Source organism: Streptomyces flaveolus (assembly GCF_000716535.1).
Classification (GTDB): domain Bacteria; phylum Actinomycetota; class Actinomycetes; order Streptomycetales; family Streptomycetaceae; genus Streptomyces; species Streptomyces flaveolus_A.
In genome coordinates this window covers 12,971-32,508 of sequence record NZ_JNWV01000021.1, presented here as the reverse complement: position 1 = coordinate 32,508, position 19,538 = coordinate 12,971, and the positions used below count along the sequence as shown (strand labels likewise).

General features: G+C 71.2%; 15 protein-coding genes and 2 pseudogenes. 10 read left to right on the top strand and 7 right to left on the bottom strand.

The features are described 5' to 3' along the window. Positions 1–234: 234 nt before the first annotated feature. A complete protein-coding gene (locus tag OO52_RS23345; protein WP_158712544.1) occupies positions 235–2,853 on the bottom strand; it encodes a right-handed parallel beta-helix repeat-containing protein in 2,619 nt (872 codons plus the stop codon). Between the two features lie 448 nt (positions 2,854–3,301). Continuing rightward, entirely contained in the window at positions 3,302–3,532 is a 231-nt protein-coding gene (locus OO52_RS52880; protein WP_037629350.1) for a helicase associated domain-containing protein, read from the bottom strand. 1,430 nt (positions 3,533–4,962) lie between these two features. Here OO52_RS52880 and OO52_RS23330 point away from each other — a divergent pair. Together OO52_RS23330 and OO52_RS23325 are read left to right on the top strand one after the other, a co-directional pair. Continuing rightward, entirely contained in the window at positions 4,963–5,382 is a 420-nt protein-coding gene (locus OO52_RS23330) for an ester cyclase (RefSeq protein ID WP_030646454.1), read from the top strand. Positions 5,383–5,607: 225 nt separating this feature from the next. Continuing rightward, positions 5,608–6,126, top strand: a complete 519-nt coding sequence (locus tag OO52_RS23325; protein WP_158712543.1) for a hypothetical protein — start codon at positions 5,608–5,610, stop codon at positions 6,124–6,126. A gap of 384 nt (positions 6,127–6,510) precedes the next feature. On the opposite strand, the gene OO52_RS23320 is transcribed toward OO52_RS23325, so the two are convergent. Then, positions 6,511–7,038, bottom strand: coding sequence for a GNAT family N-acetyltransferase (locus tag OO52_RS23320; RefSeq protein WP_030646458.1), 528 nt, complete (start codon positions 7,036–7,038; stop codon positions 6,511–6,513). Between the two features lie 525 nt (positions 7,039–7,563). On the opposite strand from OO52_RS23320, the gene OO52_RS23315 reads away from it, so the two are divergent. Next, positions 7,564–9,045: a CoA-acylating methylmalonate-semialdehyde dehydrogenase gene (locus OO52_RS23315; protein WP_030646460.1), complete on the top strand. Its 1,482-nt coding sequence runs from the start codon at positions 7,564–7,566 to the stop codon at positions 9,043–9,045. Here the strand turns inward: OO52_RS23315 and OO52_RS23310 are convergent. Both OO52_RS23310 and snpA read right to left on the bottom strand, forming a co-directional pair. Beyond that, positions 9,002–9,499: an SOS response-associated peptidase family protein gene (locus OO52_RS23310; protein WP_234339730.1), complete on the bottom strand. Its 498-nt coding sequence runs from the start codon at positions 9,497–9,499 to the stop codon at positions 9,002–9,004. The two genes, OO52_RS23315 and OO52_RS23310, sit on opposite strands and share 44 nt — an antisense overlap. A gap of 300 nt (positions 9,500–9,799) precedes the next feature. After that, positions 9,800–10,564: a snapalysin gene (snpA, locus tag OO52_RS23305; RefSeq protein WP_051818549.1), complete on the bottom strand. Its 765-nt coding sequence runs from the start codon at positions 10,562–10,564 to the stop codon at positions 9,800–9,802. Between the two features lie 587 nt (positions 10,565–11,151). Between snpA and OO52_RS47690 the strand changes: the two are divergent. The 3 genes and pseudogenes from OO52_RS47690 to OO52_RS23295 all read left to right on the top strand — a co-directional run. Next, positions 11,152–11,307, top strand: a pseudogene (locus OO52_RS47690) (FAD-dependent oxidoreductase); the annotation flags it as partial. A 1-nt stretch (position 11,308) separates the two neighbouring features. Then, positions 11,309–11,894 (top strand): annotated as a pseudogene (locus tag OO52_RS23300) (SigB/SigF/SigG family RNA polymerase sigma factor); the annotation flags it as partial. Positions 11,895–12,186: 292 nt separating this feature from the next. Continuing rightward, on the top strand, positions 12,187–13,203 hold the full coding sequence (locus OO52_RS23295; RefSeq protein ID WP_030646466.1) for a YihY/virulence factor BrkB family protein: 1,017 nt from the start codon (positions 12,187–12,189) through the stop codon (positions 13,201–13,203). A gap of 334 nt (positions 13,204–13,537) precedes the next feature. Here the strand turns inward: OO52_RS23295 and OO52_RS23290 are convergent, their stop codons facing one another. Next, on the bottom strand, positions 13,538–13,972 hold the full coding sequence (locus OO52_RS23290; RefSeq protein WP_030646467.1) for a MarR family winged helix-turn-helix transcriptional regulator: 435 nt from the start codon (positions 13,970–13,972) through the stop codon (positions 13,538–13,540). A 198-nt stretch (positions 13,973–14,170) separates the two neighbouring features. Here OO52_RS23290 and OO52_RS23285 point away from each other — a divergent pair, with 198 nt between their 5' ends. The 4 genes from OO52_RS23285 (at position 14,171) to OO52_RS23270 (ending at position 18,372) form a co-directional block, all read left to right on the top strand. Then, positions 14,171–15,331, top strand: coding sequence for a PP2C family protein-serine/threonine phosphatase (locus OO52_RS23285; protein WP_030646469.1), 1,161 nt, complete (start codon positions 14,171–14,173; stop codon positions 15,329–15,331). Positions 15,332–15,483: 152 nt separating this feature from the next. Then, positions 15,484–16,371 (top strand): STAS domain-containing protein, encoded by an 888-nt coding sequence (locus tag OO52_RS23280; RefSeq protein WP_030646472.1) that lies wholly within the window; start codon positions 15,484–15,486, stop codon positions 16,369–16,371. Positions 16,372–16,474: 103 nt separating this feature from the next. Then, the gene (locus OO52_RS23275; RefSeq protein WP_030646474.1) at positions 16,475–16,921 is read left to right on the top strand and encodes an ATP-binding protein; all 447 of its coding nucleotides are present in this window, start codon (positions 16,475–16,477) and stop codon (positions 16,919–16,921) included. A 263-nt stretch (positions 16,922–17,184) separates the two neighbouring features. Then, positions 17,185–18,372: a PP2C family protein-serine/threonine phosphatase gene (locus OO52_RS23270; protein WP_030646476.1), complete on the top strand. Its 1,188-nt coding sequence runs from the start codon at positions 17,185–17,187 to the stop codon at positions 18,370–18,372. Positions 18,373–18,396: 24 nt separating this feature from the next. On the opposite strand, the gene OO52_RS23265 is transcribed toward OO52_RS23270, so the two are convergent. Further along, on the bottom strand, positions 18,397–18,894 hold the full coding sequence (locus OO52_RS23265; protein WP_030646478.1) for a MarR family winged helix-turn-helix transcriptional regulator: 498 nt from the start codon (positions 18,892–18,894) through the stop codon (positions 18,397–18,399). Positions 18,895–19,538: the final 644 nt, after the last annotated feature.

Below are 19,538 nucleotides of genomic sequence, written 5' to 3'. Positions count from 1 at the left end.
AGGCGCCCCCGCGCCCCCGCCTCCCCGCCCCGAACTGCCGTTCCCGCCCCTGAGGGTGCTTGACCAGTTGGTCGTGTCGTACGGCGCCGGTGATGCCGTACGCAGTCGGCTCGGCTGCGGACAGGAAATCGATTGCGGCCCTGGACGGACGCCAACGGCCGGGGGACATGAGACGTCGGACGCCCCGGAGAGCTCCGGGGCATCCGCGAGTGGACTCGACGGCCTGTTGTGCGGTCAGCTCACGGTGTTGAGGCTGTAGTCGCCGAGGAGATCGATGTCGACGTCGACGGCGGTGGAGCCGGCGTTGTAGAGGTCGATCTCGCCGTTCGTGCCCACCTTGACCAGCGCGGCGCCGGCCGCGGGGTGTCCGCTGGTGTAGTCGGCCGAGTGCACGTCCGGTCGGGTGGTGCCGTCGGCGTAGGCGACGAGGTAGCCGCTGCCGGTCGGCGAGGGCACCGTGAGATTGAGGTCGACCGCGCTCACCGCGTTCGCCGGTACCCCGTGGGCGCCGGTGACCTTGAGTCTGAGCGTGGCGTGAGCGCCCAGCTTGGCGGTCCTCCCGCCGCTCCCCGTACGGGTGTTGAGAATCCGGACCGGGCTGACCGGCTGGAACGTCGCCCCGCTCGCGGTGGGGCCGTACCAGCCGACCACGTCCGCGACGAGGTGCGCCGAGGACTTGCTGTTGTTGCGGAGGACGACCTTGCCGTTGATCAGCGGGACCATGGGGACGACGATTTGGGCGGAGGCGGTCTGCCCCGTGGTCCAGTACGGGCCGGACACACCGGAGTTGACGGTGCCGGCGGGGGAGGCGGTGAGGCTGCCGGAGCCCTTGGTGGCGGTCGCCACCACGTTGAGAACCACGGCGTTCGCGTCGGCCGGGACGCCGTGGGCGCCCGAGACGGTCAGGGTGACCGAGTGGCCGCCGGTGACCGCCCCGGTGTGGCCGCCGGTGGTGCCCCGGGTGTCGAGCAGACGGATCGGCTTGGCGGGATGGTAGGTACGGCCGAACTGGGCGTGCGACTGGAGGCCGAGCGTGGCGACGTTGACGGTGACCGGGCCGGAGCTGCCGTTGTAGAGGTCGATCGCACCGGTGGGAGTGACCTTCACCGTCGCCTCGTTGGAGACCGTCCGGCCGGGCTCGAAGCCGACGGTGGAGGTGCCCGGCCGGGTGGTGCCGTCGGTGTAGAGGGTGAGGGTGCCCCTCGCCTCGGCACCGCTGGTGACGATCTGCAGGCGCGCCGCGTCGACGCCGTCGGAGTCGGCGTGCACGGTGGCCGCGGAGAGCTTCAGCACGCCGTGGGCGGGGATCGTCCTCTCGGCGTCATGCTGCGCGGTGATGGGCAGGAAGGCGTCCGCGGCGTGCACGGTCACCTTGGCGGTGGTGGTGCGGCCGAGCAGGTCCGTCTGTGTCAGCGTGGCGGTGTACGAGCCCGCCGCCGGATACTGGTGCTCGATCTTCTGGGGGCCGTCGGCCAGGTTCTCATGGTCACCGTCACCGAACGTCAGGACCCGGTAGGCGACTTCCCACGCGTCCGCCGGCTGCGCAACGGTGAACGACGCGTCCCCGGCGTCCACCTGCCCGTCGGCAGTGGTGACCAGGGCGCCGGACAGCGAGGCGGCCGGTGGTGTGGCCGTACCCGCGTCGACGGCAGCGGGCCAGACGGTGCGGCTCGACCCGTCGGCGTCGGTCACCGTGATGGCCGGGGCATACACGCCCGGCGTGGTGTAGGTGTGCGTGATCGGGGCGCCCGGTGCCCGGGTGACCGGGGCGCTGCCGTCCCCGAAGTCGACCGAGTACGTCGCGATGGACTTCCCCCACGAAGTGGTGGCGTCGTCGGTCTTCACCGAGGTGACGAACGGCGCGACGCCCTTGGACGGCGACGGCATGTCGTCGCCGGGGACGGTGATGAGGTCCTGCCGTTCGACGGCGCCTCGGTCGTGGTGTGTCGTCGGGCCGCTGCCGGTGTCGTCGACGAGAGGGTCGTCGACGACCGGAAAGCCGTCTATGTCGGTGGTGAGCTCACCCGGTGCGTCGGCGTCGGCGGAGTCGACGAGCGCGGAGTGCTCGGGCGGCGCCGCGGTGGTGGGCACGTTGAGCCCGTCGATGTCGTGCGCGCCCTGCCCGGTCGCGTCGTGCAGCGCCACGGAGGTGGTGTAGGGGGTGCCGGCCCACGCGTACTCGGGCCGCGGCCGGGCGAAGGTGCCGACACCGTTCGCCGCCACGTTGTAGTCGCCGGTGACCTGGTCGGCGGATGCGGCGGACACGGAGTAGAGCGGAGCCGTGGGTGCCGGACAAGTGTCGGTCTGCTTCGCCGTGGCAGAGGCGACCACGTTGTTCTCCACGGTCCCCGAGCTCGCGCCTTCCAGCGAGATCCCGGTGGCGCACGGAGCGATGACCGTGTTGCTCGTCACGGCGGCTCCGGACGTTGCCGTCAGCACGATCCCGCCCCGCCGCGGATTGGTCACCACGTTGGTGGTCACGGTGACCCGCGAGGCTCCCGGCTGCGCCTGCACGCCGTAGGCGTACCCGTCCGGAACCCAGTTGCGCGACACGGTCACGTCCGAGGAAGCGCCGTCCACGCTGACCGCGGTACCGGTGCCGCCGGTCGACGGCGCCGGGCGGCGGAACGACAACCGGTCGAGGGTGACGCCCGTGGAGCCCGTCACCACCACCGCGTCCGCGCCCGCGTAGCCGATCCCCAGCGACTGGAAGCGCACGTCGTGCACCGCTTCGAACGTCAGCGCCGGTGCGGACCCCTTCGGCGTGAGGACCGCCGGCGAGCCGCCGGGGACGAGGGCGGCCCCGGTGAACGTGATGGGGGCGTCCTCGGTGCCGGACCGAGTCAGGGTCACGGACTCGACGTAGGGAAGGCCGTCCGGCGATTCGAGACGAACCGTCTGCCCCGGTACCACCGCGTCCGCCGCTGCCTGCACCGTGCAAAAAGGCATGCTCGCCGAGCCCGTAGCCGTGTCGCTGCACACCCCGTCGTGATTCACATACAGCGTCCCGGCCGGGCTCGGCTCAGCCGCCGCCTCACCGGTTCCCCAGCCGCTCACCATCCCCGCCACGACGAGAACGGCCACGGACACACCAGATGCGGGGCGAGGTCTTCGCATATGAGCTCCAGGGAAGGATCGGCGGTGCGGATGACGGCACCGGGGTCTGATGCGCGGGTCATCGACCCACCACTCGAGAGGCGATGACGTGGTGGGAGCAAGCCGCCGGTCGCAGGCACGACCTGCCGGTCCCGGACGGTTCGGCTCAGGAGCTATGCGCAGCCCTCATGATCTCAGCCCCACCCTAAAGGAACGGCCACGATCCGACCTGGCCTTGCTCAAGTCGTCCGGCGTAACGGCGAGTTGCACGCCAATCCGCCAATGCTGCCAAGCCGGCCTCCCCGCCGGTACGACGGGTCGGCTGCTCCCAGCGCATGCCGAGCCGGTCCAGCTCGGCGCGGCGCTCGGGGGTGAGTCTGTCGGCCCGGCGGCGGGTGTTGTCCAAGAACGTCCCCAGCTTGATGTCGACCTCCACGCCGCCGATGTCCAGACGCTCGGTGCGCTTGCGGGCTGGGCACAGGTGTCCTTCGCGGGCGTGGCCCTGCCGGGCTCCGCGCAGGTTGAACGCCTACTTGCCGGCCGGCGTGAGCTTGGCCGTGCGTTCAGCGGGGCTGGCGGGCGCCAGGCCGAGTGTGCTGCCGAGTAGCCACTGCTGCGCGGGTCACTGGCCGTCTCGGGGAGGGTGCCGAATCGGTGGCTTCTCCTGGCGGGGCTGGTGCTGGCCGTGGCCGCACTGGCCCTCTCGCGGGTGCGCCGCTGGCGGATCCTGCCGGCCCTCGCCCTGTTCGCGGTTGTGGTCCTGGTGGCAGCACGGTGTGCCGGGCGTCGGTGCCCGTCAGCCGGGCGGCCGTGCCCCGGGCGGCCTCTTCCGCCCGCATCAGGACGTCCACGGTGGTGTGGTCGGCGGTGGCGGACTCCTCCAGGGCTCGCGCGCTCGCGGCCACGGCGTCCCGCGACGGCGGTCCGAAGCGTGCGAAGTCGAGGTACCCGGCGGGTGTGTCGAAGTGGGCGGCGTACGACGTGAGCACGGGGCTCGTCCCTCCGGGCCGATGCGGTGCGGTAAGGGCGGCGCGGTGGGTGAGGACCGTACGCGTGCCGTGGACCGCCTGCTCGTCGCCCACCATCACGCGTGTCGAAACCGGCCCCGCACCGTACGCGGTTCACGGCGCGCGGTTCTCCGCGGGGTGCCGGTTCGCGTGGGGATCTCCGTCATTCCGCCCCGCGACCCGCCACGCGCATCATCCGGGCGAGGGACGCGCCGAACCGCAGCACGCCGCTTCCGGCGGCCGAGCTGATCCGGACGCGCGGGGCGCCTCGTCCCGCCTCCAGCAGGTTCGCCGAGCGGTTCTCGCGGTGGAGTCGCCGAGGCGGCTCGACCTCTCCGATGGCGGGTGAAACGAGCGTGGTCGCCGTACCAGACGGGCCCCAGAGGTGGTTCGCCGGACTGGCCGTCGACGGGGACGCGCGTCAGGTTCGCGGACGCGAGCGGCACGGTGATCCCCGGCTGCCCGCATTCGTTCAGCGCCAGGCAGAGGGCAGGCCGCATGAACCTCGGCGTCGGGCGCCCCGCCGCAGCTCGGGTGACAGTCGTCCGCCGTCGCCCGAGCACATGCCACGGCAGCGCACTGCTGCTCATCGCCTGCCGGAGTGCCCGAGCGTGGACACAGGGGGAGACTGGAGAGACCGTGGCACAGGGTCGCTGCGCCGGGGGCATACGTGTGCCGGGCCCGGGTGTCTGCTGCGGCCCGGTCGGCCGGGGAGCGGGCTGGGTCATTGCGGTGGGACGCGCGGCAGTCGCCCGGCGAGTCCGCAGACCGACGGATTCCCCGCCTCCCCGCACCCGCGGGTGCCCGGCGAAGTCCGGCCGCTGCGGACCGGTGGCCCACTCGGCGCAGGAGGAGCGCTATGTCGAGACAGACGAACATCGCCGCCCAGACCGCCTTCGCAGAGGCCGTCATGTCCGGGAACCTCGACGCCCTGGACAGGGTCGTGGCGCCCGGTTCGATCGATCACGACCCGGCCCCCGGCCAGGGGCCCGGGCCCGCGGGGTACAAGGCGATGTTCGGCGAACTCCGCGCCGCCTTCCCGGACCTGAACGTGGCGGTGGAACACCTCGTGGCCACCGATGACGAGCTGGCCTTCGCCTACACCATCAGCGGAACACACCTCGGACCGCTGATGGGGCACCCGCCCACCGGCAGGAAGGTGAGCTACCGGGGCATGCAGATCAGCCGCTTCGACAGTGACGGCAGGCTCGTCGAACGCTGGGGCAGCAGTGACGAACTGGGCATGCTGCGGCAACTGGGTCTCACCGGCGCCGGGTGACACCGTGGACGAACACGCCGCGCCGGAAGCCGCCCAGGCCGCCCGCGGCGGGCCCCGGGAGGCCGTCGGCGCCACGGCCTCCCGGGGCCCGGTGATCAGGCCCGGCCGCTCAGGGCGAAGACCTTCACATGGCTCACCGCCGTCGAGGACACCGACTCCGCCGTCCGCTTCGGGTCGACGGGCAGGGCCACGTGCCGGATCCGCACGGTCCGCCCGTCCGTCCCGTTGACGTGCTACCGGGTGGAGGCGCTCACCGAGCGCAGGCGGCCGCTGGTGGTGTTCACCACCAAGTCGATGCTGCGGCTGAAGGACGCCACCTCCGGGCTGACGGACTTCACCGGGGGCTCCTTCCGTCCGGTCCTGCCCGGCGGAGCGGTCGACGGTGCCGCGGTCCGGCGCGTGCTGCTGTGCTCGGGAAAGGCTTCTACGACCTGGATGCGTACCGGCGGAACGCCGGCCTGCGGGGCACTGCGATCGTCCGGCTCGAGCGCCTGTAACCCCATCCCCGACGCCGAACTGGCCGCGGGACTCGCCCGCTTCCCTCGTGACACCGAAGTGCGGTGGGTGCAGGAGGAGGCCGGCGACCAGGGCGCGTGGTCCTTCGTGAGGCCGCACGTGGAGCGGTGGGGGGCGGACCGCTCCCTGGAACTGGTGGGCCGACCGCCCGCCACGGCCCCCGCGGTGGGCTCCAGCAGGCGGCATGCCGCCGAGCAGAAGGAACTCCTGGAGGCAGCCTTCCGCTGACGGCTCCCGGCCCGCCCCGGTGGATCGTGTGGGCTTCCGTCCGCACCGGGGCGGGGACGTGGCGCAGAGGTCGTCCCGCACACCGGCCCTCGCGAGCGCAGCCGGGGAGCCGCTGAGTGCTGGGCTCCTGCGCTGTCGTCCTCAGGGGTGAGGAGGGGCACCACGTCGGCGTCTGCACGAACGCGTTGGTCTTGGTCATATGTGTGCTGCGGATGGGTGTCGCCTGGCGGGATGTTCTCGCGGAAACCGCGGGGTGCTCCTGGCTGACGACCTGGCCACGGCTGCGGGACAGGACCGAGGTCCGACTTCCATCAGGGCCTGCTCGAACGGGCGTGCCGCCTCATATGCCTCTGCCGCCTCAGGCCCTCGCTGTGCAACGATCACTCAGTCGCCCAGGACCCGCTCCCACAACAGCCCGTCCTGCCAGCTCCCGTCAAGGAAGATCGAGGAGTGCGCGATGCCGTACGGGCTGAACCCGTTGCGGCGCAGCACCCGCTGCGACGGAAGGTTCTCCAGATTGGTGGACGCCTCGGCGCGGTGCAACCCGAGTTCGTCCGTCATCACCCGGAGTGCAAGCCCGACGGCGCGCCCGGCGTGCCCTTGATTCTGGGCGACACTGGCGATCCAGTACCCGACGGACCCGCGGCGCAGGTGCGGCTGCGGCAGGATGCCTCCGACGGTTACCTGCCCGATCACCTGGTCGTCGGAGAGCACCACGCCCGGCCATACCGTGCCGGCTCGGTATCCGGCCAGCAGCCTGTCGATCCGCTCCGCCTGACCCTGCGGGGTGAAGAAGCCGGCCGGCTGGGCCGGTTCCCACGGCCGGAACGCCTCGAAGTCCCGCACCCGATGTGCGGCTATCGGGGCGGCATCGGCGGGCTCGATCAGGCGGATCCTGGTGCTGCTGCGCATGGGCTGATCCTCGTCGCGGCGTGTCGGATGAGACCGGCCAGCCTATGCGGGCCGCAAGAGCCGACACTTCTCGCCAAGCGCTTCATTCTGAGATGACCTGCTCGACCGCGCGTCCCTCATCACGGGCGACACCGCCTTCGCCTCCGGCTCCGGGGGACGAGGCGATCGGTAACCCGGAAGACCGCAGGTCCTCGGCACCATCCGCAACGATCTCGACGTCCTGCGAGATCAAATCGTGGAAAGCTCCGAGCAGACCCTGGTGGCACGCCCGCACCGACGTTCGACACGCGAGTGATCCCTCCCACGACACTTCTGGACACGAGGCAGGCACTTCGGGCCGTGCGGCTCCGCAGCGCCCGTACGCGCGGATCGGAGAAGTAGCTTCGACGTCGGCAGTCCTGCTCTCCCGGGCGGTGCGGACGAATGTGGTCGGACCGCGACCGCCCGGCTTACCTCAAGGCCCTTGTGGTGGCCTACCGGAGCCGCGTCGCTGCCCCCACCGTCACCTTCGAAGGAGTTCCGCCCATGAAGACCGTCGTCCACTGGATAGGTGGCAAGCCCTTCGGAGACGCCATGGGCGCTTCCGGCACCTGGGGCCCCGTGACCGACCCGGCGACCGGAGAGGTCACCACACGGGTCGCGATGGCCGGGGCCGCCGAGGTCGATGCCGCGGTCGCCGCAGCGAAGGAGGCCTATACGACCTGGCGCATGTCCCCCCTCGCGCGGCGGATGGCGATCCTCTTCCGCTACCGCCAGCTGCTGGACGCGCGCCGGGACGAACTCGCCGCGCTGATCACCGCCGAGCAGGGCAAGGTCCACGCGGACGCGCTGGGCGAGGTGGCCCGGGGCCTGGAGATCGTCGAGCTGGCCTGCGGGCTCGGCACGGCCCTCAAGGGCGACACGTCCACGGAGGTGTCGGACCACGTCGACGTGGAGTCGCTCCGCCAGCCGCTGGGTGTGGTCGCGGGCATCTCGCCGTTCAACTTCCCCGCGATGATCGGCATGTGGATGTTCCCCATGGCGATCGCCTGCGGGAACACCTTCGTCCACAAGCCGAGCAGCAAGGCCCCCTCGGCGTCCATGCTCCTCGCGGAACTCGCGGCCGAGGCCGGTGTGCCCGACGGTGTGCTCAACATCGTTCACGGCGACGAGGCCGCCGTGAACGCGCTGCTCGACCACCCGGACGTGGCGGCCGTGTCGTTCGTGGGCTCCACGCCGGTCGCCCGGCACGTCTACCGCAGGGCGTCCGCGAGCGGCAAACGCGTCCAGGCCCTCGGCGGGGCGAAGAACCACATGCTGGTGCTGCCCGACGCCGACCTCGACGCCGCCGCCGACGCCGCAGTGACCGCCGCCTACGGCTCCGCCGGCCAGCGCTGCATGGCGGTGTCCGTGGTGGTCGCCGTCGGCTCCGCGGGCGACGCGCTGGTGCCCCGGATCGCCGAGCGGGCCACGAAGGTCAAGATCGGCCCGGGAAACGAGCCGGCGTCAGAGATGGGCCCGCTGGTCACCAGGGCACACCGCGACGAGGTCGCGGACTACGTCGCGGGCGCGGCCGCCCAGGGCGCCGACGTGGTCCTGGACGGCAGGGACTTCACCGTCGAGGGCTTCGAGAACGGGCACTGGATGGGCATCTCGCTCCTCGACCGGGTCAGTACCCACTCGGACGCCTACCGGAACGAGATCTTCGGTCCCGTCCTGTGCGTGGTCCGCGCGGAAACCTACGAGGAGGCCATGCGCGTCATCAACGGTTCCCCGTTCGGCAACGCGAGCTCGGTCTTCACCCGCGACGGCGGTGCGGCCCGCCGGTTCAAGCTGGAGGTCGAGACCGGCATGGTCGGCGTGAACGTGCCGATGCCGGTGCCGGTGGGCTACCACTCCTTCGGCGGCTGGAAGGACTCGGCCTTCGGTGACCACCGCATGTACGGCAGCGAAGCCGTCCACTTCTACACGCGCGGCAAGGTCGTCACGAGCCGCTGGCCGGACCCCGCCGAGACGGCGGCCGGTTAGGGGCCCGATCTCGACGGCGTCCACGGCCCGAAACGCCGGCGGCCGGCATGCCCGCCCCTAAGCGGTGGGAGTGTACGACCATCCGCGCGCCGATCTTCGACTCCTTCGCCCACGACGGCACCAGCCCCCAGCGCAACGCCCGCAGCTCCCTCACCCGTGCCGCACCACCGCCCCCTTCGCGCGGGGCACGCTCCAGCACGGCCCACACCTCGTCGGTCGGCGCGACGTTCCAGCTCGGTGCCAGCGCCTCCGTGCTCGGCCAGTGGGCGGCATGGAACAGCCGCGACGGCCGCTCGGTGTCCCCGGCCGTGAGCGACAGTACCGGCGAGTACAGGTCGCCGAGTCCGCCGGCGGCCTGGACGTAGAACGCGACGACCGTCTCGTTGAACGGGTCCTTTGGGTCGTGCAGCGCCGCGGCGGTCGTGTGGTCCGGAACGACCGCGATCGGCGCCACCACGCGGCCGCCTGCGGGCTGTGCGCGGCGTTGCCGAGACGCTTTTTTACTGTCGGTAGAGATAGGTGTGATCGGGGGTGCGAGAACGGACGGCCCGGTCTGAAAAGCTCAGGGGCCGTGCACATGACCGGTCGGATCTGCGGGTCAATGCCTCACCTGCCCGAGGGTCGTCACGCTGGCGAGGCGGCGCCCCGGTCATAAGGCCGGGGCGGATTTCTTCGCGGCCGGCAAGAATACTCAGACGACCGCCTTGACTGAAGCCGTCCGCGACAGCGAGCCGCTGCCCACTCGGGGACCTGATCAACTCCAGGGCGTACCGGGGAGTGGACGCCACGGGCCGTTGCCCGGCGTCACAATCCGTACCGACGGTGCAGCGCTTGGGTCACCAGCAGGCTGGTCACCCGTGCCCGGGGCCGGCGCGAGCCCGGTGGCCCACAGCTGGTCGACTCGCGCGCGCTCGGTGGCGTTCGGGTAGCGGTTGGTGCACGACGGGCCGGGGCCGCCGCCCGACATCAGCTCACTGCACGGCCCACTGTAGTCGTCCGGAAGACCCAGCACGTGTCCCGTCTCGTGGGTGACGACGCGGATCGAATCGTCCTGCTGGTTCTGGGCATAGTCGAGGAAGATGGAGCCCTTTCCGTGGCCATCGGTGTCGGCATGGGACCCCCGAGGGTCGTTGCCCTCGTAGTAGGAGAAGTCGGCACCGCTCGAAGCCTCTTCGAGCTTGACGTTGGACTCGGAGCTATTCCAGATCGAGGCCGCGCTCGATATCTGTGAACGGAAACTCGGCGCCTTGGAGGCGTCGTAGTAGAGAGTCACTGCCTGCGCGCCGGGCTGGGCGGCGCGCCTCTCGGCGACCGACTTGAGCACAGCCTCGAAAAACGCCTTGTTGTTCGCGGCCTCCTCGGCCGACCCGTAATACCGCGCCACAGAGGTACCGGCTGAAACGGACGGGGCGGCGGCCGGCTCTGCGCTCGCCGGTACTGCCGCGCCCAGCGCGCTGGAGGCCAGACCCACGCCGAGAGCGAGGGAGAGGAGTCTCGGGGACGTTCGGGACAAATTCACGTGGGGGGCTCCTGCTCACTCGGTGACGTCGAGCGCCGCAGTGCGCGGTCTTGTCGGCGTGAACACCGGGCCTCAACTGTGGCGACGTCCTGTGGGTCGTCATTCTTAGAACGGCTCAACAGGGTGCGCAACGGGTCCCGCCACTACGTCGCCTCGTAGGCCCCAGGACCTCGCCAGGGCAGCGCGCAGGCCTCCCGTCAGGACATGGCGACAGGAGGACAGGCTGTCACGATGTCAGAAGCCGTAAACCACGCTGTAGTTGCTATGCAGACCGACCGGGCGGAGTTTCAGGATGCACGACAGGATCCACATTTATGCGAAAGTGGATAAAACTTCCAATATGCGCCGTATCGCGTCTACTAAGAGCGCAGGTTGATTGGCGGAGCGCCGTGACCGACGTCACGGATTTTTAGTTGGCCTCCGTTTCGTCGCGCCCCCTGGCCCCGAGTCCTCCCCCGGGAGTCACCCTCGACGTCTGGCGCCATCCTTCACCGGTGAGCCACCGCCACTCTTCCCCGTCGGCATCGGGCATGCCGCTGTACCGGACGACGGCGGCCGGTTCCAGGCGGTGTACGCGGGCCAGTACCATGCGCACGCGTGAGGACGGCGCGGGGCTGGCCGAGCGGCTGGCCGCGAGGCCGGAGCGGGTGCTGGTGATCGGCGGTGGCTTCACCGGCTCGGAGATCGCCTCGGCCTGCCGAGAACTGGGGCTTGAGGTGACCGTCGCCGAACGCGGTGCCGCCCGTCGGGATGATCGGCCTGATCAACGCGATCGACCGGTTCGAGCTGTCCCGCGAGGTCGAGTTCACCTCCTTCGCCGTCCCGTACATCGTCGGCGAGATCAAGCGGTTCTTCCGTGACACCTGTGGGCAGTGCACGTCCCGCGCCGGCTCCAGGAGGCCCGCGCCCAGCTCGCCCGCGCCAACGAGGAACTGCGCAGCCGGCTGAACCGCACGCCGACGGTGAAGGAACTGTCCGACCTGATGCGCCTTCGGAGGACGAGGTCGTCGAGGCCCAGCTCGCCTCCAACGGCTACAGGTCCGCCTCCCTGGATGCCGCGATCAACGGCAGCGAGGAGGGCGAGGCCGCGCTGGCGGACTTCATCGGTGACGAGGACGCGGCCCTCGGCCTGGTGGAGGACTTCCACGCCCTCGCTCCGACGATCGCCGAGCTCGACGAACGCGACCGCAAGATCATTCACTGGCGCTTCGTCGAGGAACTGACCCAGGTTCAGATCGGCGAACGGCTCGGCGTGTCGCAGATGCACGTCTCGCGCCTGATCACGCGTCTGCTGACCCGCCTGCGCGAAGGCATGCTGAGCACCACCTGACACCGGGGGGCCGCCGGCCGGACCTCCACCGGGTCCGGCGTCAGCGGCGCCCGACGGCGGCGTGACACGGGGTCCGTGGGGCAGCCGACGTCCGCGGCGGCGGACCACGGCCGGCCCGCACTGCCGATCACGGCCGGCCACTCCACACGGATGGAGAACCGGCCCGCCCGTTTCGGAACGGTGTGGGCGGAGACTTCTGATGGCGTGCGGTGCGCAGATTCGTCGCCCTTTGGCGCCGACCATCCGGTGCCTGCTCCCCGTGCGGCCGAGCGCCCTTCACCGGGGGTGATTCATGAGAGTTCTCGCACGCCTGGACGGCTATCAGAGACGGCACCGCTGGGTGGGCCAGCCGCTCGCCGTCATGTACAAGTTCTACGACGACCAGGCGTTGTACCTCGCGGCCCTCCTCACCTATTACGGTTTCCTCTCCCTCTTCCCGCTGCTGCTGATCCTCGTCGTCGTCCTGAGCACCTTCCTCAGTGACGACCCGCATCTGCGGCAACGGGTCCTGGACTCCGCCCTGAGCGAGTTCCCGGTCATCGGTGACCAGATCGGGGAGAACATCCGCTCCTTCCACGGCAACGGCGTGGCCCTGGCCGTCGGCATCGTCGGCAGCCTCTACGGTTCACTCGGCGTCGCCCAGGCCGCGCAGTACGCGCTCAACAAGATCTGGGCCGTGCCGAGGCACGCGCGCCCCGATCCGCTGCGGTCACGCCTGAAGGGCCTGGTCTTCCTGCTGCTCCTGGCACTCGGACTGTGTGCCTTCACCCTGCTGTCCGTGGCGGGCTCGGCGACGGGCGTCCTCGGCGCACGGTTGCGGGGTGCGACCTGGATCGCCGCCACGGCCGGTTCCGTGTGTCTCAGCACCATGCTGCTGCTGTTGAGCTACCGGCTGCTGACGCACCGGCCACTGCCACTGCGCCGGCTCCTCGGGGTGGCGCTGGGCGCCGCCGTCGCCTGGCAGGCACTGCAGTGGGTGGGCTCCTACTACGTGAGCCACGTCCTGCGCGGCGCCACGGCCACCTACGGCCTGTTCGGCATCGTGCTGGGGCTGCTCGCCTGGCTTTATGCCGGGGCGCTGATCTTCGTCACGGCCGCCGAGGTGGGAGCCGTGCAGATCATGCGGCTGTGGCCGCGCAGTCTGCTGACCCCGTTCACGGACCGGGTGCACCTGAGCCCGGCGGACCGCCGTGCCTACCGGTCGTACGCGGCGACCGAGGCGTTCAAGGGCTTCCAGAAGATCCGCGTGCACTTCGAACCGCCGCCCGACGACACGCGGTACGACCAGCCGCCCGACGACGCCCGGTGAGACGGTGAGTCCCGCGCGCGGACGTTCGCACCGACTCGGACGGTTGCGGGCGGGGGCCTCGCGTGCCATCGGCTCCTTGCAGAGTGATCGATTGCCCTTACCGGGTGACTCCGAGACGCTGCTCACAGCAGGCGGCGGTAACGGCGGGGTATCCGAACCGGGAGACTCACGGACCCGACTGTTGCCGTTTGACAACTATGGCCGTGAGGCAACAAAGTGTCGGAGTCGTGACGCACGGGGAAGGAACCGCAATGCTCCGGTGGACGGACGTCGCTCCGTGCGCCGGCCATCCAAGCCCTGAACCGCGGGGGCGACCGGTGGCCGGGCCCTGTGTTCAGGCCGTCTGGTCTCCGGCGTCCGGCGCGGTGTCGTGTATCTGCAGTGCCGCCGTGTTGCAGAACGCCTCGAGTCCTTCCAGGAGCGCGGTCCGCTTGGCGACGGGCATCAGCTCCAGGACCGCGTGCAGTTCCCGCTCCCGGCGCGCACGCAGGTCGTCGAGGAAGGCGCGACCGCGGCTGCTGAGGTGCAGCCGCACCTCGCGCCGGTCGGCCGGGCTGACCGCTCGCTCCACGAAGCCGGCGGCCACCAGGCGGTCGCACAGCCGGCTGGTGGACGGAGGAGTGGAGGCGAGGGCATCGGCGAGGCTGCGCAGGTTGATGCCGTCCTGGTGTTCGAGCATCAGCAGGACGCGCATCTGGGACGGAGAGGCGGGCGCGGTCGAGGCCCGCCCCCAGAGGACTTCCAGCAACTCCACGGCCGTCAAGGTCACGCGTGCGACTTCGGCGGGCTCTGGGCGGGGGCGGAAGACAGTCACCGTCACACTCTCGCAGGCACTGGGACGGCCGCCAGCGTACTAGGTGCCGGGAGCGGCAAGAGATGGTTCGGACGAACGGCGCGATCGGACCCCGGGTGGCCTCGTCACCCGAGCCGGGCCCGTGCCCGTCGAAAGATAGGTGTTTTTACCGTCGTGAACAGATTTGTGACCGCCGAGCGCGCCCTGCGCACGGCGGCTCCGCACGAGTTGTTCGTTGCTGTGCGCGGTGTCCTGGCCAAGGAGTACGCCGCGCGCTCCGTCGAGTTGTACCTGGCCGACTACGGGCTCACCGTCCTGCAGCCGGTGTCGGTGGCGCCCCACGCGGCGGAGCCGGTGTCGGTGTACGGCAGCGCCGCCGGCCGTGCGTTCGGTGCCCAGGAGCCGTACGTGGAGGTGCTCCCCGAGGGCTCCGCACGCGTGCATCTGCCGGTCACCGTGCGAGGGGACCGGCTGGGCGTGCTCTCGGTCACCCTGCCGGACGGGGACGCTGAGCCCGGCCGTCTGGACGAGCTCGCGGACATCGCCGAGGTGCTCGGACACGAGATCGTGGTCGCCGAACGGGACACGGACGTGTATCTGCAGGCCAGGCGCAAGGACCGGCTGACCCTGGCCGCTGAGATGCAGTGGCAACTGCTGCCCGGTCGCGCCTGTTCCCGCCCCGAGTACGAACTGGGAGCGCAGCTGGAGCCGGCGTACGCCATCCACGGTGACAACTTCGACTGGTCCGCCACCGCGGACCACCTCATGCTCTACGTCACCAACGGCATGGGGGAGGGCATAGAGGCCTCCCTACTGACCAACCTGGCCATCAACGCGCTGCGCAACGCCCGGCGGGCCGGTATCCCCATCGACGACCAGGCCGCCCTGGCCGATCAGGCGGTGTACGCCCATTACCAGGGGCGCTGCTACCTCTCCGTGCTCATGTTCGACTTCGAGCTGGCGACGGGCCGGGCGAAGGTCGTGGACGCCGGCTCACCGCAGTTGCTGCGGCTGCGTGACGGATCGGTCGAGCGCGTCGCCTTCGAGGCGCAGCTGCCGCTCGGGATGTTCGAGGAGACCGACTACGTGGCGCAGGACTTCCGGGTCGAGCCGGGGGACCGTCTCGTCTTCGTCAGCGACGGGGTGCACGCGGTGGCCGCGCCCAAGGGGGAGGCGTACGGGGACGCTGCACTGGCTCGGGCGATCACCTCCACCCGTCTCCTGCCGGCCGCCGAGGTGCCGCGCGCCATCCTGCGCGAGCTGACCGGCCACCGGGGCCGCTCCGTCCCGGACGACGACGCCCTGGTGGTGTGCCTCGACTGGCACGGACGCTGATAGAGCGCCAGGGCGGTCGCGTCCACGCGCGGCGGATGTGTCGATGCTGTGTCGTTTCACCGCGCCCGCAGCGCCCATGCTTGTCATGAGACAATAATTGCCGCTGTTGTGCCCGGCGGCGTCGGCCCAGTGGCCCGTCGCGGAGGGAGACGATGCAGGTGCCGGAGCAGGCCGTGGAAGGGCCGGCGGCGCGGGAACTGGGGAACTTCCTGGAACGCCGCCGCGAGCAGATAGCCCAGCGGTGGGCGGACGTGCCCCTTTTCCGCACCGTGTTCACCGTGTCCCGCGACGAGGCCGTGGGGGCGTGCAAGGTCGTGGTGGACGCTCTGCGCGAGGTCGCGTCGAGCGGCCGGCTGGAGAACGTCGCGGCTTCCGGATTCGACTCGGCACGCGAGCAGCTAGGACGCATGGCCGCCTCGCGTGCGCGCCGGGGCGTCAGCCCGACGCAGATCGGGAACGAGGCCGCCGGCCTGCGAGCGGCGGCCGCCGAGTTGCTGCGCGGTGAGGACCTGCCCGATCGCGAGGCCCGGGAAGCTCTGCTGGCCCTCACCGCCGTGATGGGGACGCTGCGGCTGGTGATCATGGAGACGACGGTCCTGGCCGGTGACGAGCTGATAGCCCGCCAGCGGCAGCAACTGCTCGAGGTCGCCACCCCCGTGATCAGCCTCTGGGAAGGCGTCGTGGCGGTGCCCCTGATCGGCACGTTGGACAGCGCCCGCAGCCAGGTCGTCATGGAGTCGCTGCTCCAGGCCGTCGTGGAGCGGCGGGCCCGCCACGCGATCCTCGACATCACCGGCGTCCCCGCGGTCGACTCGCTGGTCGCGCACCATCTGATGCAGACGGTCGCCGCGGTGCGGCTGATGGGTGCCGAGTGCATAGTCTCCGGCATCCGCCCCGCCATCGCGCAGACGATCGTGCACCTCGGCATCCACCTGAGTCCTGTCCTCACACGCGGCTCGCTGGCCGACGCCCTGGAGTACGCGCTTGCCCGGCAGGGCATCGAGGTCTCCCGACGCGCGGCCGGTGCGACACCGCGATGACCGCCCCCCTCCCGGGAAGACGGCCCACTGCCCCGCCGGCGGCCCCGTGGGCCGTCCTCCCGGCCTCCCGAGGCCGTCGAATCGTTCCTCCGGGGGGCATGTGATGCCCGCCTCCGACCCCGCCGCCACGACCACCATGCCCATCGGCTCCGACGCGGACCTGGCGTGGGTCCGCCACCGGGTACGCCAGTGCGCGGCCGGATTCGGATTCGGTCTGGTGCAGCAGACGAAGCTCGTCACCGCGGCCAGCGAGCTGGCCCGGAACACACTGGTCCACGGCGGCGGGGGACACGTCGAGATCACCCCGCTCGCCGACGGCCCGAGGCGGGGGATCCGGCTGGCCTTCACCGACAGCGGACCCGGCATCGGCGACGTGGACCTGGCGATGACCGACGGCTACAGCAGTGCCTGCGGTCTCGGGTTGGGCCTCGGCGGGGCCAGGCGGCTCGTGGACGAGCTCACCGTCGACAGCCGGGCAGGCCAGGGCGCCGTCGTCACGGTCGTCGCCTGGGTGACCGGCGCACCCGCCGACCGAACGGGCGACAGGTGACGCGGGCGCCGGATCTGCCGGCCACGACTCCTCCCGGGTGCGGCACGTGCCGGCCGGCAAGGCCCGGGGGCATGCCGCCCGGACGCTCCTCCCACCGCGGCCGCGGTGCGACGGCACCGAGCGGGCCGACCGGTCCGTCCCGGCACGCCCGGTGCCGGCCGCCCGCTGACGGCCCCGCGACCCTCACCGCTGCGCCAATCCCGCCGGAAGCCGTCCCGGAACGCGATAGCGTGGAGGTCACACGGGGAGAGGATGGAGAAGCCGTGAACACCTCTGGACCGGTCCCGTCCGTGGAAGCCCAGCTGCGCGCTGCTCCGCCCCACGCCCTGGTGGCCACCGCCGACCGCCTGCTGGCGCAGCGCTTCGGCGCCCGGGACGTGACGCTCCTCCTCGCCGACTACGGCCTGAGAGTCCTGCAACCCGTCACCGATCTCCCGCACACCGGTGAACCGGTCTCCGCGTACGACGGTCCCCCCGGTACCGCCTTCACCACGCAGAAACCGGTGATCGAAATCACCGCCGAACCGGCCACCGAGCTGGTTCACCTGCCCATCACCGTACGCGGTGACCGACTCGGCGTGCTCTGCGCGCGCGTTCCCGACACCTCCACCGATCCGGGTACGGTCCTGCGGCTCGGGGAATTCGCCACCGCACTGGGCCACGAACTCACCACGGCCGGCCGGGACACCGACCTGTACCTCCTGGCACGCCGGACCCGCCGTCTCACCCTCGCCGCCGAAATGCAGTGGCAGCTCCTTCCGGGCACCGGCTGCGTGCGCGACGAGTACGTCATCGGCGCCCACCTGGAGCCGGCCTACGCCATCGGCGGCGACAACTTCGACTGGTCCACCAGCGCCGACCACCTCACCCTCACCGTCACCGACGGCATGGGCCAGGGCATCGACGCCTCACTGCTCACCAACCTCGCCGTCGGGGCGCTGCGCAACGCCCGCCGTGCCGGGATCGGCCTCGCGGACCAGGCGTCCCTCGCCGACCAGGCCCTTTACTCGCAGTACCGAGGCAAGGCGTACGCCTCCACCCTCCTGCTGTGTTTTGACCTCGCCACCGGCCGGGTCCGTGCCGTGGACGCCGGGTCCCCCCAGCTGTACCGCCTGCGCCGAACCAGGATCGAACGCGTCGAACTGGAGGCCCAGTTGCCGCTCGGCATGTTCGAGGAAACCCTCTACGAGGAGCAGGTGTTCCAGGTCGAAGCGGGAGACCGCCTGGTCGCCATCAGCACCGGCGCCCACGGCACCCGCTCGGCGACCGGAGAGGTGTTCGGCGAGAGCGTCCTGCGCCAGATCCTGAGTGCGACCCGCGGAGCACCACCGCATGAGACGGCCCGCTCGGTCGTCGCCGGCCTCCTGGAACACGTGGGCCACCAGGACCTGCTCGCCGACGCCGCCGTCGTCTGCGTCGACTGGAACGGCCGCCCCGGTGGGACATCCTGAGAGAGCGCGGCGGGACGGCCGTCCCTACGGTGTCTCCGGTGACCCGGGCGGCACCTTCCCGTGGGCCGAGAAGAAAGCTTTCATGCCGCGGACCAGCGCCGCTCGCTCCGTCGGCGCCATCTGCGCCAGCACACCGGCCAGGGCCTGGGTGCGCCGACGGGCCACGTCTCCCAGCACACGGCGGCCCTGCCCCGTGAGCCTCAGCTGCACCTCACGGCGGTTGCGCGGGTGCAGCGAGCGCTCCAGCATCCCGGCCGCCTCCAGCCGGTCGCACAGCCGGCTTGCGGTGGGAAGCCCTATGTCCAGCCGTTCCGCCAGCCCGGTGAGGTTCACCTCCGGCGCCGTCTCCAGGGCCCTGAGCGCCCGCAGCTGGTGGAGGGAGAGCCGTACAGCCGCCTCCTGGGCGGCCGTCGACCAGAGGTTCGCAAGACTCTCCACGGCATCGGCGATCTCACGCGCGCCGGCACTCGGCACGTCACCCGAGCCCTCAGCGCGATCGTCGGCGCCGCCGGGAGAAGTCACGAACACATCACTTTCCGTAGGATCCGGGTACTGCGGGCACCATCCATAATCTCTCGCTGTACCCGAGCGCCCTGCCGACAAGCAGCGTTCGTGGCGCGGGACCACCCGGCCGCCCCGACAGGTGCACCTGAGCGGCCCGCTCGCCGCTCGGGCGGCGGCTTCGGGCGCCGCGTGACCGGCATCCGACGACCGGCTCCCTTCCCCTGTGCCGGAACGGCTGTCCGGCCGTCCGCGGCAGAGTGCCGCGCCCCCGGACGCGGGAGGCGACCGGGACGGCCCGCGACGCGCGGCCGACGACCGGGCGGGTCAGCAGCACCGGAAGCAGGATCCAGGCCGTCTCGTCAGCCCCCGCGACAGCCCGGCCGGCGACGTCGCAGTCCCGCCCGGCCACCGGCGTCCGGGGTGGCACCGACTCCCGTCCGGCCGCACGACCGCCACTGTCTTCCCTGAGGCGGATGCTCTCACCCCCGACGCTGCGTCATTCCCCCGGCCACGACTGCGGCTCCCCTTCCCCGGAACGTCGATGACATGCCCGTGACTCGGTCACAGGATCCGGGCGAAACGGATGCAAAGGTCCGGTGCGACTTTCCGGGACGGGTTGCGACGGCGGGTGCGGGTGCGGGACCGTTGCCGTACGACATCTG